Origin of the sequence: Paenibacillus ferrarius, from assembly GCF_002027705.1 — a bacterium.
GTDB classification, from domain to species: Bacteria; Bacillota; Bacilli; order Paenibacillales; family NBRC-103111; genus Paenibacillus_E; species Paenibacillus_E ferrarius.
Map to the genome: position 1 here is coordinate 206052 of NZ_MBTG01000001.1, position 14577 is coordinate 220628.

Consider the following 14577-nt stretch of genomic DNA (forward strand, 5'->3'; position numbering starts at 1 on the left):
TTTTAGGAGACCCTTACGGACACAAGGACTTACTTCATGGTTATGATTCCATTTGAGAGGTGAGATAAGATGGATTCCAGTCAAGCAACGTTTCATGCGACAACCATTTTTGCAATTCGTCATCAAGGTAAAGGTGCGATTGCCGGAGATGGTCAGGTGACATTCGGAAACAGTATGATTATGAAAAGCAGTGCCAAAAAAGTACGGCGTTTACATAGAGGCAAAGTTATCGCGGGATTTGCCGGTTCTGTTGCGGATGCAATTACACTTTTCGAGAAATTTGAAGGCAAGCTTGAGGAACACCATGGCAACTTGCAGCGCGCAGCGGTAGAGCTTACGAAGGATTGGCGTCAGGATCGCGTATTGAGACGACTTGAAGCAATGATGATCGTCATGGACGCTTCTGGTTTGTTGCTGCTTTCCGGCAATGGGGAAATCATTGAACCGGATGATGGCATTTTGGCGATAGGTTCCGGTGGAAGCTTTGCTTTGGCTGCCGGTAGAGCGCTGTATCGTCATGCACCAACACTCAGTGCCAAAGAAATCGCACATGCGGCTTTAACAACCGCTGCTGAGATCTGTGTGTTCACGAATCATAATATTATTGTCGAAGAGATCGAGTAATTTCGTTGTTGGTAGTTTTCATTTGAAATACTTACGATATTAGTTTTGCTCAAGGCAAAACTTTTAGGAGGGTATCCTACATGGCAAACAGCTCCCTTACACCAAAACAAATTGTCCAAGAACTGGATCGATACATTGTAGGTCAGAAGAAAGCGAAGAAATCAGTGGCGATCGCGTTGCGCAATCGTTATCGGAGAAATCTTGTTGATGAATCCATGAGGGATGAAATTGTTCCTAAGAACATCCTGATGATTGGTCCTACTGGTGTTGGCAAGACCGAAATTGCCCGCAGACTTGCGAAATTGGTTGGCGCGCCATTCATTAAGGTTGAGGCTACGAAATTTACGGAAGTTGGCTACGTTGGACGGGATGTCGAGTCTATGGTCCGCGATTTAACGGAGACGTCTGTCCGTATGGTGAAAGCTGAACGCATGGAGAAGGTGAAAGACAGAGCTGAGAAATTAGCGAATGAACGTCTAGTCACTTTGTTGGTGCCCAGCGCCACCCGTTCCAAGACGCAGCGTAATCCCTTCGAGATGCTGTTTGGTGGGCAGAATCAACCAGAGCAGGAAGAAAGCGCTCCTGACCCTTCTATCGCTTCTAAACGGGCAGAAATCGCAGAACAATTGACACATGGTAAATTAGAGAATGAGCTTGTGGAAATTGAAGTGGAAGATTCTTCTCCTTCGATGATGGATATGCTCGCAGGTCAAGGCAATGAGCAAGCTGGCATGAACATGCAAGAAATGTTCGGCAACCTGCTGCCCAAAAAAATGAAAAAGCGCAAATTGCCGGTCAAAGAAGCAAGGAAAGTGCTCACGCAAGAAGAGGCTCAGCGATTAATCGATATGGATGAGGTTATTCAAGAGTCGATTCATCGTGCTGAACAATCCGGCATTATTTTTATTGACGAAATCGATAAGATTGCAAGCAGCAGCCGCGGTGGCAGTGGACCTGATATTTCTCGGGAAGGCGTGCAGCGTGATATTCTGCCAATCGTTGAAGGCTCGACGATTGTGACGAAATATGGCCCTGTGAAGACGGATTACGTGCTTTTCATCGGTGCAGGGGCATTTCACATTGCCAAACCTTCTGACCTTATTCCGGAGCTTCAAGGCCGGTTTCCCATTCGCGTTGAATTAAGCGATTTAACTTTGGAAGACTTTGTTTCTATTTTGAAAGAACCCAAAAATGCTTTAACTAAGCAATACACCGCCTTATTGCAAACAGAGGGGATAACGGTTGACTTCGCGGAAGAAGCAATTTATGAAATTGCTCGTATCGCGGTCGAAGTGAATCAGAATACAGAGAATATCGGGGCTAGACGTTTGCATACGATTCTGGAGAAGCTGCTAGAGGACTTGTCCTTCGAGGCGCCTGAAATTACGCTGGAATCCATCGTAATTAACCCTGAATATGTGCGTGATAAGCTTGGCGATATTGTACAAAATCGAGATTTGAGTCAATACATTCTATAATGATTGAGTGCATGGTGACGTAAGTAGGAGGCAGTTACATGAGTTTACTAAACAAAACAAGAAGGCTTAATCGCTTGCTGCAAAAAGAAGCAGGCAATGCGGTTAGCTTTATGGATATGGCTGAAGTATTAAGGGATATTGTCATTGCCAACATCTATGTTGTCAGTCGTAAAGGCAAAATCCTCGGCTATGCAACAACGAATGATCCTGTCTCATTAGAGATGAATCAATCGATTCTGATTGAGCGCAGGTTTCCGATTGAATCCAATAATCTTCTGTTGAAGATTGAAGAGACATCGGCAATTGCTGAGCCTGACAGTCCGTACTTCTATTACACGGAGCAAATGAAAGATATGTTTCCATATATCCATACGACTTTAGTACCAATTATTGGTGGGGGAAGTCGCTTGGGGACGCTGATTCTAAGTCGCAACGAAGGTACTTTTATTGATGACGACTTAGTCCTGGCCGAATACGGTTCAACAGTTATTGCAATGGAAATTCTAAGAGAACGTGCGGAAGAAATCGAAGAAGAGGCAAGAAGCAAGGCCGTTGTTCAAGTGGCGATAGGCTCCTTATCTTTTAGCGAGATGGAAGCTGTGGAACATATTTTCGAGGAATTAGACGGCAAAGAAGGACTCTTGGTAGCCAGTAAAATTGCCGATCGAGTCGGCATCACGCGTTCCGTTATTGTAAATGCACTTCGCAAGTTAGAGAGTGCGGGAGTTATCGAGACGCGTTCACTTGGCATGAAGGGCACTTATATCCGTATTCTAAATGAACAATTAATGCAAAGCATTGAACAAATCAAGACCAAACTTTAAGTAAACATATCGAAAAGCCCTATCTGTTAAAAAGATAGGGCTTTTTTCTTATTGTAAGTTAGCCTAATATCTTAGATGATAAGAAATGTAACAAAAGGTTTTACATATTTCTACAATATGGAACTAATTCGAATTATTTTTATAAAAATAATGTCGAAATAAGAAGGATTACTCAATTCCAATGTTGAAATATAAAATTTAAATACGCTATAGAAAGGAGGGTAACTACTATGTCTTTGTTAGACAAGCCAAGTTGGAACTTAATGGAGCGTTCACTCGACGCATCAACCTTGAGACAAAAGGTGGTAGCGAACAACGTAGCTAATGTTGATACACCCTACTTTAAGCGCTCGGATGTACTGTTTGAAGATCTTCTGCAAGGTCAGATGAGTTCATCAACACCCTCTATAGAAGGTTATCGGACAGACAGTAGGCATTTCTTTATAGGGAAATCAACAAATTTGCCAAATACAGAAATAAAAACCGATGAATCGACTGCGATTAATAACAACATGAATAATGTTGATATGGATTACGAAATGTCTTTGATGGCTAAGAACCAGCTTAAATACAATACAATGATTCAACAGATGAACAGCGAATTCAAAAAAATGCGCACGGTGCTAGGAGGGAAATAATATCCAATGAGACTTACGAATGGATTTGATATCAGTTCATCTGCACTCACGGCTCAACGATTAAGGATGGATGTAGTCTCCTCTAACATCGCGAATGCGGATACAACACGAGCGAAGTTTGTTGATGGCAAATGGGTTCCATACACAAGAAAACTAGTTTCATTTGAAACAAAAGCTCAACCAACTTTTGCGCAGTCCCTTAAGTCTGCAATGGCGGATGGCACTGGAGAAGGCGTGAGAGTGAATAAGATCTTCGAGGATTCCTCACCGATGAAGCAGGTGTACAACCCTACACATCCAGATGCGGACGGTAATGGATTCGTTTATATGCCCAATGTCGACATTCTTAAAGAGATGGTTGATATGATGTCAGCAACAAGGTCGTATGAAGCGAACGTTACAGCACTGAATGCCAGCAAATCGATGATTACGAAGGCTTTGGAAATTGGTAGATAACCATAACAGGAGGTTGCATCATGATTGACAAAATCAGTTATAGTCCACTTAATATCATGAGCTCAGTCCAACCGAAGGATAATTCGGGTGAAGGGGCTGCTGACCTCGGGAAAAGATTTGGTTCGTTTTTGAACGACGCAATAACGAATTTAAACACACAACAACAGCAAGTTGACCAGTTGAATCAGAGTTTCATTAAAGGTGAGCTTTCCGATGTACATCAACTGACAATTGCCTCCGAGAAAGCATCATTAGGTCTGGAGTTGACTGTGCAAGTCAGAAATAAAGTCCTAGAAGCTTACCAAGAAATGATGAGGATGCAGCTGTGATTTCACAAGATGCTGCTAAACTTTGGTTCGATGAGGTGACAGAGTGAACGAGAACCTGCTCCAGTACTGGGAAAAGGTGAAGCAATATTGGAATCGATATAGTAAAACGACAAAGATCACTTTTGTTGCAACTGTGTTCTTATTGATTCTAACTGCCGCAATAATAAGTATTAATTTATCCAAGACAGACTATTCATTAGCATTCACTGAATTGCAGCCTAGTGACGCATCTGCCATCAAGGGTTATCTGGATACTGCTAAGATTCCATATAAACTTAGTGCTGATGGTAAAAGTATCGAAGTTCCTACGAATGAAGTAGCAAATGTAAAGCTAGGGGTAGAATCACAAGGCTTAAACAAGAATGGTTCCTTAGGTTTCGGTGCTTTTAGCAGCAGCAGCTCCTTTGGTATTACAGATAACGAATTTAAAGTGAAATATTTGAACGCAATTCAAGGGGAATTGCAGCAGTTGATTAATTCGAATCAAGCAATTGCAAGTTCAAAGGTGTTAATTTCACTCCCAGAAGAAGGTCCGTTCTTACAACAGCAACAAGAAAAAGCAACAGCATCCGTTGTTCTGCAAATGAAGCAAGGTTATACGCTGGACCAAGGCAAGATCGATACGATCTATAACTTAGTATCACACAGTGTGAAGAATCTTCCTGTAGAAAATATTACGATCTCCAATCAATACGGAGAGAGTCTGGTTTCTTCCAAAGCTGGCGGCACTTCTTCATCAAGTCTTGTCTCGAACCAATCCGATATTAATAACCAATTCCGAAATGATTTGCAAAAAAACATCAACAACATGTTAGGCACGATGTTTGGCCGGGATAAAGTTAATGTCAGTGTCTTCTCCACGATGAATTTTGATCAAAAGAAAAGTAAAGAACAATTGGTAAGCGCGCCAAACCAAGTCGATCAAAAAGGTTTGGAAATTTCTTTGCAGGAAGCTACGGAGTCTTACGTAAACAAGGGAGCAGATGCGACAAGCGGCGTTCCGGGAACTGGCGCTACCGATGTTCCAGGTTATCCGGGCTCAAGCGCATCAGGCAACTCTAACTCCGAAAAAAATAGCAAGACAGTGAATTATGAAGTTAACCGAATTACGAATGACATTATCTCTACACCATATGTCGTTAAAGATTTAAGTATTAATGTCGGTATCGAGCCGCCGGTTGCAGATGATCCCAATTCTTTGACGGCAGAAACCAAGGCTGCGGTTCAAAGTGCATTAGTGAACATTGTGAGAACGGCACTAGCTGACAATAAAGTTACTTATACAGACGAAGAATTGCAGAAAAAAGTTACAGTATTCGCTCATTCTTTTGTAAAACCTAAAGATACGCTTGCTTCCTCAACAACTAAGTATTTAATGTATGGCGGTCTAGCACTAGCAGCGCTTGCTATTGGACTTATTGCTGGTTTGGCAATTCGCAAACGCAGAAAAGCTGCACAGCAATTAGACCAAGATATGAACATCGCTGCAAGCAAAGCGGAACTACCAACCATTGATATTGAAAATGTAACAAATGACAATCAAGTGCGTAAGCAACTGGAAACTCTTGCGAAAAAACGTCCAGAAGATTTCGTGAATCTGCTTCGTACTTGGTTAGTAGACGAATAGAGGTGCACTTGTATGGCCAAAGCTGCTTTGCAAGGGTTAACCGGACGACAAAAGGCAGCCATTCTTTTGATCAGTTTAGGCCCTGAGGTGTCTGCTCAAATTTTCAAACACCTGCGTGAAGAAGAAATTGAACAGCTTACTCTTGAGATTGCAAACGTCCGAAAAGTTGATTCTTTTGAGAAAGAATCCATCTTATCTGAGTTTCATCAAATATGCTTAGCTCAAGAGTTTATTTCTCAAGGCGGTATAGCATACGCTAAGGATATTTTGGAAAAAGCGCTCGGAACTCAAAAAGCCTTCGATATTATCAATCGTTTGACGGCTACATTGCAAGTTAGACCTTTTGATTTTGCGAGAAAAGCGGATCCAGCCCAAATTTTAAACTTTATCCAAAATGAGAACTCTCAAACGATCGCTTTGGTATTGTCTTATTTGCAGGCTGAACAAGCTTCGATTATTTTGTCTTCATTGCCGCAAGAGAAGCAAGCAGATGTTGCTAAACGTATCGCGCTTATGGACAGTACTTCACCTGAAGTTATTAGCCAAGTAGAACGAGTTTTGGAGCAAAAGCTTTCTTCGACTGTTACGCAGGATTACACAAATGCTGGTGGTATTGCTTCTATCGTACAAATTCTGAATGGCGTCGATCGCGGTACAGAGCGTACGATTCTAGACTCGCTAGAAATTCAGGATCCGGAATTGGCTGAAGAAATCAAGAAACGTATGTTCGTCTTCGAGGATATCGTCAATATCGACAATCGTTCTATTCAACGGATTATTCGCGATATCGAAAATGCTGATCTGCAGCTTGCGCTCAAAGTGGCAAGCGAAGAAGTGCGCGATGTCTTGTTCAAAAATATGTCCAAGCGTATGGCGGAGACGTTCAAAGAAGAAATGGAATTTATGGGTCCCGTTCGTTTGCGTGACGTGGAGGAAGCTCAAACCAGAATCGTTGCCACTATTCGCCGCTTAGAGGAATCAGGCGAAATTATCATCGCGCGTGGTGGAGGAGACGATATTATTGTCTAATATCATTAAATCATTTGCATACTTTCCTTTAGATGATAAGAAATTAGTCGAGACTATCTTGCCGCTGCAGTTCATGCAGAACGAAGGATTGAATGAGCTAACAGCCGAGCAGCAACAGGAAATAACGGAAGCCACGTCGATGAAGGATCAGATCCTTCAAGACGCTGAGGCTTTTGCTAATGAACAAATTCACCAAGCTATGCAGGAAACTACTGCGCTTCGTGAACAAACAAATGAAGAAATTAACCATTGGTGGGAAGCACGCCGCGCTCAAGATGAAGAGCACATTGCTTTATCCAAACAAGCGGGCTTTGAAGAAGGCTATCAGCAAGGTATGGCGCAAGCGGAAGAAGTGCTGAGACAAGAGTATGGAGAAATGTTGGCTGAGGCTAAGGCAATTTTGGAGCAATCCTATAAGCTTAAGCAACAAATCATTCAAGAATCAGAACCTTTTCTCATAGAGCTTAGCACGTCAATTGCTGAGAAGGTGATTGGCCGCCAATTGACGCTGAACCCTGAATGGGTGATTGATTTAATTCAAACGGTTCTCTCACGTAGACGCGAGAAGGGAATTATCGCACTATGTGTTGCACCATCGCAGTTCGCCTACATACAAGATGCGCGTGAGGAATTACTTACTTCCATTGATTCGCAAGCAGAGCTGCAAATTATTCCGGATTCTACCGTGCAAGATCGTGGATGTGTGATTCGTTCGTCATTTGGTAGCATTGATGCCAGAATTGATACTCAGTTGAAAGAGATCAAATCAGCATTACAACAATTGGCCACTCAAAGCGAGGGAATCTGATGGAAAATACGCTACCCAAAGCAGACAAGTACAAAGAGCATTTGAACTCGATTGATCCGATTCGCGTCAACGGCAAAGTGACGCAGGTCATTGGTTTGACGGTTGAATCGGAGGGGCCGGATGTCAGTATCGGAGATCTCTGCTATATTTATCCGCACAAATCGAACAAGCCGCTAAAAGCAGAGGTAGTAGGTTTCCGAAGCAACAAAGTCGTGTTGATGCCACTTGGTGATTTGGATGCAATTGGTCCCGGTTGTGATGTTGTTGGAACGGGGAAACCACTTACGGTTCAAGTCGGTCATGAGCTGCTTGGTAAAGTATTGGACGGTTTGGGACAGCCATTAGACGGGTCATTTCTCCCTTCCAGAATGGCACAATACTCGACCAATAATACACCAGGCAATCCGCTTACGCGTCCCCGTGTTCTTCATCCAATTTCGGTTGGCGTGCGCTGTATTGATGGGCTGCTAACAATTGGCAAAGGGCAGCGTGTTGGTATTTTCGCGGGTTCCGGTGTTGGTAAAAGTACGCTGATGGGCATGATTGCCCGGAATACTTCAGCTGATGTTAACGTGATTGCTCTAATTGGAGAGCGTGGTCGAGAAGTTCTTGACTTCATCGAAAGAGATTTAGGCCCTGAAGGACTGGCTAGATCTGTTGTGATTGTAGCTACATCAGACCAACCTGCATTAATACGGATTAAAGGTGCAATGATTGCGACAAGCATTGCTGAGTATTTCCGAGATCGTGGCTTGAATGTCATGATGATGATGGATTCCGTTACCCGTTTTGCAATGGCGCAGCGTGAAGTTGGCCTTGCTGTTGGTGAACCTCCTGCTACACGGGGGTATACGCCTTCGGTTTTTGCCATGCTGCCGCGATTGCTGGAACGATCAGGAACAGGTCCTAAAGGATCTATAACAGCCTTTTATACGGTGCTCGTTGATGGAGATGACATGAATGAGCCCATTGCTGATGCGGTGCGAGGTATTTTGGACGGGCACATTGTTCTTAATCGAAGCATTGCGAATAAAGGGCATTATCCAGCAATTGATGTATTATCCAGTGTCAGCCGCGTCATGAAAGAAATTGTTCCTACTGAACATATGGAAGCTGCTGATCAATTAAAGCGACTTCTCTCTATATATAAAGATTCGGAAGATCTTATCAATATCGGGGCGTATCAAAAAGGTTCCAACTCAAATATTGATATTGCTATGGATAATATTGAGGCCATATGGGATTTCACGAAGCAAAAGACAAGTGAAAAGTTGACGTACGAAGAAGCTCAAGAACGTTTGATTCATGAATTTTATAAGGGATGAGGGTCCTGAATGAACTTTCGTTATTCTTTCCAACAAATTGTCAATTTAAAAAACAATGAAAGAACACAAGCAGAGTGGGTATTGTCTGAGGCAATGGGGCAATTACGGACGGAAGAAACGAATCTATACGGTTTATTCGAGCAAAAAGAATCTTTGCAAAACGAAATGACTCATGTGACCAGCAAGTCTGTTTCGATTTCTCAAATGCTTACGATGCAAAGCTATATGAATCATGTTGATCAACAAATTGCCCGTAAGCATCAAGATGTGAAGCAAGCTCAACACGTTGTACTGAAAAAGCAAGAACATCTCTCTGAAAGAATGATTGATGAAAAAGTGTGGTCCAAGGCGAGGGAGAAGGCATTCAACCAATTTCAATCGTTTGTCGCCAAAAAAGAGCAGGATGCGCTGGATGAAATGGCCACAAACCGTTTCAAGCGATTAACGTATTGAGGAAGTAAAGGGGGGAAGAGGAGATGGCTGATTCAAACATAGAGGGTACATCTTATAGTGCACTGGAGAGATTTCTGATATGGTTTGTCATCCCCTTTGTGTTTACGGCGGTTTTGCTCTTCGTGCTGTTATCAATTTTTGATTATGATATCAAGAGCAGTATTCAGAAGGCACTACATAATATACCGGTCGTAGGGACAATCGTTCCTGCTCCCAAGGAGAAAAGCGTAGTAAGCAGTTCTGGGAAAACACAAACTGCTGAGCAAAATGTTAAATCTAAAGATGACGAAATTACGAAACTAAATGCACGAGTTGCCGAATTACAAGCGGCTTTGCAAAAAGCAGAATCGACTTCAGGACAGAAGGATGAATCGATTAAAGATGCACAATCGAAGCTGGCTGAGCTTGAAGACAAGCTGAAGACGAAGACGCAAACCGAAGAAGAATACAACGCTCAAATTACGCAGTTAGCCAATATGTACGCCAAAATGACACCTAGCAAAGCAGCGCCAATCATCGAAGCATTAACACCAAAAGAAATGGTCCTCATTTTCTCGATGATGAAATCTGACAGCCGTGGAGCTATTCTCGAAAAAATGGATGCAGCCAAAGCGGCGGTAGCTTCCATAGGACTCAAAGATGTTGTTCCGGTCCGTGACAAAGAAATTGCAGCCTTACAGGAACGTTTAGCAACGAATGGTACTAAAGATACTGCGAAGGCTGCAACAACGACAGTCAGCAAAACAGATCTTGGTCAAACCTTTGCCAATATGACACCCAAAAGCGCTTCAGCGGTCTTGCTTGAAATGAATAAATCAAATCCTGATAAGGTTTTGGCTATTCTAAGTGGAATGGACAATGCCTCCCGATCCAAGCTTATGTCATCGCTCTCTGACGCGAATAAGGAAGTTGCAGCTTCCATATCAGCTAAACTTGTTCAATAGTGGATGTTGATTCCATGAAGGGAGGTGAATAAAATGGATGTTCAAGTAGCTACAGTACCAACAGCGAACAAAGCTGTCGCAGCACAGAACAAAACAGCAGCAACTCCGAATGGTAAAACAGCGGCAACAGGAACAGGAAGTACTTCCACAGATACGTTTAATCAAGTATTGGGTGGGCAGGTTGCAGCGCAGGATTCACCTTCAGAAGATGTGAATGCATCAGATCCAGCGGTTTCACTTGATATGCTGCTGCAGATGCTGCAAAGCCTAGTTATGCCGCTTCAAGGAGCTGTTCCACAGCCTAAACAAGGAACAGAAGAGCAGCCGCTTCCTGAAATGCTGCTGGAGGCAATGAATAGCAATCCAGCGCTTGCGCAGCAATTGCTGCAAGACCCAAAAGTTAGCAAATGGTTCGCAGACGCAAAGCAGTTGTTGCAAACGCTTGGAGACAATACAACAGGCGGAGCATTAAGCTTGCCCAATGCATTGAATTTACAAACTGCGGATTCGTTGAACCTGGATGCTCAGAATACATTGTTGACGCTAGCTTCCTTTACGAAACAACAGCCCGAAAACCCTATTGTGAAGTTTCTGAATCAAGATCTGCAGAATACGATTCAGCCCTTGCTTCCTGAACTTATGACGTCCTTAAGTGGTCCAACATCTAATGCGAAAAGTGTGAAAACGACGACGGATGCCGCTGCAGGTTTGATTGATGGCAACAAAGATGAAGTTGTTCCTATCGACCGATCTAATCATCACAAACGTGCAAGCAATCTTCCAGTTACGCCGAAAATGGTGGAAGATGCCTTCACACTTGTTCAAGCGCCAAAATCTAAATTAGAGCAGCTTGCTGTAAAGAATGTTCTTCTCGCGTCGACAATAGCAGCAAATACGGATTCAAAGGAAGCTTTAATTGACCTTGTGGATCTGCCAATCGAATCGGATGTATCATCGAACACGATTGTGACGATTGCTGATCTGCAGAAAGCGCAGATCGCGAATACAGCAGTTGCCAAAGCGCCTGTAACCATTAATGCTGCCAATTTTGCAGAAGAAATGACAGACCACGTTTTGAAGAACATGAAGATTACAGTGGCTGGAGGCTTTTCTGAAGCGAAGCTTTCCTTGTTTCCCAAAAACTTAGGTCAAGTTGATGTAAGAATTTCGATGCATGACGGTCAATTAATCGCCCAATTTGCTGCGGATTCCTTAGCTGGCAAACAAATGCTGGAAAGTCAACTGCCTTCTTTGAGACAAGCTCTTCTCATTCAAGGATTACAAGTCGAAAAGCTTGAAGTAACGCAAAATCAGAACATGCAATCCAGTATGTTCCAAGATCAGCGACAACAGCAAGCATTTGGTCAATCTCAACAACAGAATAAAAACCGTTCCGGCAATTTTCAAGAGGATCTGCTTGATTTTAATCAAGAAATTGAAAGTGTCGCACAAGCACGAACGGCAGTCAATGGAAATTCCTTCGATGTTATTGCCTAATCTAGCATGTATATGAAGCAGCGGAGGTGAAAGAGTGGCTACAACCCCGATTGTTGGTAATGTTACAGATTTAATCAATGCAGGTAACAATGCCAAAAACAAGGAAAAAGACAAGACGACGTTGGGCAAAGATGATTTCCTTAAGATTTTGATTACACAGCTTCAAAATCAAGATCCGACGCAGCCTTTGCAAGATAAAGAGTTTATTGCCCAGATGGCGCAATTTACTTCTGTTGAGCAATTGACGAATATGGCTGGCGAAATGAAGCTAATGCGTCAATCCCTAGGTTTTGTTTCAGGGTTAATTGGCAAATCCATTACTTGGACAGACATAGACTCATCTGGAGCTTCTGAAGAAAAGTCTGGTATCGTTGATTCCATCACATTTAAAGACGGTAATCAATACGCCAATGTGAAGGGAGTGGAAATTCCTCTTGACAAGCTCAAGAAAATTGAGAATGTCGGAGAAAGCAAATGACAGAGAGAATTTCCATAGGGCAGCTTTATCCTAATGCGGTTTCTCCTGCGACTACTAGACGAACACCTGTACAGCAGCCGGCATCAACACCCGGAATTCCTAATTTCCAACAACTTCTTCAGGATCAATTTGTTCGTTTCAGTCATCATGCAGAGGTTAGACTCCAAGAGAGAGGCATTCAATTAAAGCCTGAGCAATTGGACAAGCTTAGCCAAGCGATCGATAAGGTAGCTGCTAAAGGCGCCAAAGATGCGCTCATGATTCTAGGCGGGAATGCTTTAATCGTGAATGTTCCTAACCGAACTGTAGTGACTGCGCTTGACGGAAACTCTATGAATGAACATGTATTTACTCAAATCGATAGTGCAATTGTTATTGCTTAATGAACAGGCTCGACCGTGCAGGAAGCCTGGGGCTGTGGAACGAATGAAGCAGCTCATGATGTTTATAAACCGATTGGAGGCCCATAGATGTTAAGATCTTTATATTCAGGCGTTTCAGGTATGCGTGGTTTTCAAACAAAGTTAGACGTAATCGGTAATAATATTGCGAACGTAAACACAATTGGCTTCAAAGGCTCCCGTGTTATGTTCAAAGATATTCTCAGCCAAACAGTTTCAGGCGCAAGTGCTGCCGATGACAACCGTGGCGGCGTGAATGCACAGCAAGTTGGTTTAGGTGTTAGCTTGGCAGCCATTGATACGGTTCATACGCCAGGAAGCGCGATGACAACCAATGTAACGACTGATTTGCGTGTGAATGGAGATGGCTTCTTCGCTGTAGGTACTACAGCGCAAGTAGATGCTCCCTACTTAACAAGGTCTGGTAATTTCACATTGGATGCAAGCAGAAACCTTGTTAATGCGGAAGGCCTTCATGTTATGGGTGCTGAAGGTGCAGGTCCGATCGTAATTCCCGATGACATTGTCTCATTCTCTATCTCACAAAATGGAGACATTATGGGGGTTGACGCCACAGGTGCAACGGTAGCAACAGGTCAAAAAATTGGCGTTGTTAAAGTCGTTAATCCATCAGGTCTTGAGAAAATTGGCGGCAATTTGTATCGCATGACTGCCAATGCCAATCCAGATGGCGCTCTTACAGTTGGCGCTCCAGGCAATCCTGAAACAGGCACAGGCACTCTAATTTCAGGCCAATTGGAAATGTCCAACGTGGATTTGACTGGTGAGTTTACTGAAATGATTATTGCACAACGTGGTTTCCAAGCGAATTCACGGATTATTACAACTTCCGATGAAGTATTGCAAGAAGTCGTTAATCTTAAACGTTAATTTTCAGTAATGTGAAGTAGGGGAGCTAGCCTCCCCTAATCCTGATGAAGGAGGGGAAACATGATTTCTCTCACACGTTTAAACGGCAAGCCCATTTTCTTGAATGCCATTTTGATCGAACAGATTGAAGAGACGCCAGACACCATGATCAGTTTGACAACGGGAAAGAAAATCACAGTTCTCGAAAAGGCAGAGGTTGTGGTAAGCTTAGTGCGGACCTACATGCAGGAGATTGGCTCAGTTCGAGCGACAATAAAGTCCATGGATGCGGAGGGTTCGTAAGTGTTTAAGAACAAAATTTTCATACTCATTGTATCTATTTTAATTGCGATTACACTGATTTTGACAGCTGCTTTTGTATTGTGGAACTTTATGGAGAAAAACAATGAATCCAAGGATCCTGCAGTAAAAGCACAAGACGCAGTTGCCAGTGTAAAGCCAACGAAAGCCCCTTCCGCAGAAGCAGTCAAAGCCAACACGGCAATCATCAAAGATATTTTGACGAATTTATCCGGAAGTCAGAACTTCATTAAAATCAGCTTCGCTTTTGAATTGGAAAATGCCAAAGGCAAAGCAGAGTTTGACAGCTTGTTGGATTCCGCAGTTAAAGGAACAATTGTACAAGCACTAGGCGATTTAACCAAAGACCAGATTGAAGGCAGTAAAGGTTCCGATTCTTTAACTTCTACGTTAATGAACAAACTAAACCCATTATTACATGAGGGTAAAATCAAGCAAATTTGGATAACCGATAAAGTACTTCAATAACTCGCTT

18 protein-coding genes are annotated in these 14577 nt (G+C 42.9%); all 18 read left to right on the forward strand.

Features of this window, described 5'->3' with window-relative positions; all coding sequences use genetic code 11:
• Positions 1-69: 69 nt before the first annotated feature.
• Complete coding sequence (hslV, locus tag BC351_RS01405) at positions 70-624, forward strand: ATP-dependent protease subunit HslV (protein ID WP_079408923.1); 555 nt, start codon at positions 70-72, stop codon at positions 622-624.
• An 80-nt stretch (positions 625-704) separates the two neighbouring features.
• The gene (gene hslU / locus BC351_RS01410) at positions 705-2102 is read left to right on the forward strand and encodes an ATP-dependent protease ATPase subunit HslU (RefSeq protein ID WP_079408924.1); all 1398 of its coding nucleotides are present in this window, start codon (positions 705-707) and stop codon (positions 2100-2102) included.
• Between the two features lie 38 nt (positions 2103-2140).
• Positions 2141-2926, forward strand: a complete 786-nt coding sequence (codY, locus tag BC351_RS01415; RefSeq protein ID WP_079408925.1) for a GTP-sensing pleiotropic transcriptional regulator CodY — start codon at positions 2141-2143, stop codon at positions 2924-2926.
• A 230-nt stretch (positions 2927-3156) separates the two neighbouring features.
• Complete coding sequence (flgB, locus tag BC351_RS01420) at positions 3157-3564, forward strand: flagellar basal body rod protein FlgB (RefSeq protein WP_079408926.1); 408 nt, start codon at positions 3157-3159, stop codon at positions 3562-3564.
• 6 nt (positions 3565-3570) lie between these two features.
• Positions 3571-4020, forward strand: coding sequence for a flagellar basal body rod protein FlgC (flgC, locus tag BC351_RS01425; protein ID WP_079408927.1), 450 nt, complete (start codon positions 3571-3573; stop codon positions 4018-4020).
• A 20-nt stretch (positions 4021-4040) separates the two neighbouring features.
• Positions 4041-4349: a flagellar hook-basal body complex protein FliE gene (gene fliE, locus BC351_RS01430; RefSeq protein ID WP_079408928.1), complete on the forward strand. Its 309-nt coding sequence runs from the start codon at positions 4041-4043 to the stop codon at positions 4347-4349.
• 43 nt (positions 4350-4392) lie between these two features.
• Entirely contained in the window at positions 4393-5976 is a 1584-nt protein-coding gene (gene fliF / locus BC351_RS01435; protein WP_079408929.1) for a flagellar basal-body MS-ring/collar protein FliF, read from the forward strand.
• A 12-nt stretch (positions 5977-5988) separates the two neighbouring features.
• Positions 5989-7005 carry a flagellar motor switch protein FliG gene (gene fliG, locus BC351_RS01440; RefSeq protein WP_079408930.1) on the forward strand — a complete coding sequence of 339 codons (1017 nt, stop codon included), beginning with the start codon at positions 5989-5991 and terminating at the stop codon, positions 7003-7005.
• Entirely contained in the window at positions 6998-7813 is an 816-nt protein-coding gene (locus BC351_RS01445; RefSeq protein WP_079408931.1) for a FliH/SctL family protein, read from the forward strand. The genes fliG and BC351_RS01445 overlap by 8 nt, the downstream gene beginning before the upstream one ends.
• Entirely contained in the window at positions 7813-9138 is a 1326-nt protein-coding gene (gene fliI, locus BC351_RS01450; protein WP_079408932.1) for a flagellar protein export ATPase FliI, read from the forward strand. Before BC351_RS01445 ends, fliI begins: the two co-directional genes overlap by 1 nt.
• A gap of 9 nt (positions 9139-9147) precedes the next feature.
• Positions 9148-9591 (forward strand): flagellar export protein FliJ, encoded by a 444-nt coding sequence (gene fliJ / locus BC351_RS01455; protein WP_079408933.1) that lies wholly within the window; start codon positions 9148-9150, stop codon positions 9589-9591.
• Positions 9592-9614: 23 nt separating this feature from the next.
• Positions 9615-10535 (forward strand): MotE family protein, encoded by a 921-nt coding sequence (locus tag BC351_RS01460; RefSeq protein WP_079408934.1) that lies wholly within the window; start codon positions 9615-9617, stop codon positions 10533-10535.
• A 33-nt stretch (positions 10536-10568) separates the two neighbouring features.
• Positions 10569-12032 (forward strand): flagellar hook-length control protein FliK, encoded by a 1464-nt coding sequence (locus tag BC351_RS01465; RefSeq protein ID WP_079408935.1) that lies wholly within the window; start codon positions 10569-10571, stop codon positions 12030-12032.
• A 34-nt stretch (positions 12033-12066) separates the two neighbouring features.
• On the forward strand, positions 12067-12510 hold the full coding sequence (locus tag BC351_RS01470; RefSeq protein ID WP_425270891.1) for a flagellar hook capping FlgD N-terminal domain-containing protein: 444 nt from the start codon (positions 12067-12069) through the stop codon (positions 12508-12510).
• Entirely contained in the window at positions 12507-12893 is a 387-nt protein-coding gene (locus tag BC351_RS01475; RefSeq protein ID WP_079408936.1) for a TIGR02530 family flagellar biosynthesis protein, read from the forward strand. The genes BC351_RS01470 and BC351_RS01475 overlap by 4 nt, the downstream gene beginning before the upstream one ends.
• An 87-nt stretch (positions 12894-12980) precedes the next feature.
• Positions 12981-13802 (forward strand): flagellar basal body rod protein FlgG, encoded by an 822-nt coding sequence (gene flgG, locus BC351_RS01480; RefSeq protein ID WP_079408937.1) that lies wholly within the window; start codon positions 12981-12983, stop codon positions 13800-13802.
• A 60-nt stretch (positions 13803-13862) separates the two neighbouring features.
• Complete coding sequence (locus tag BC351_RS01485; protein WP_079408938.1) at positions 13863-14084, forward strand: flagellar FlbD family protein; 222 nt, start codon at positions 13863-13865, stop codon at positions 14082-14084.
• A complete protein-coding gene (locus BC351_RS01490) occupies positions 14085-14570 on the forward strand; it encodes a flagellar basal body-associated FliL family protein (RefSeq protein ID WP_079408939.1) in 486 nt (161 codons plus the stop codon). It begins immediately after the preceding gene.
• Positions 14571-14577: the final 7 nt, after the last annotated feature.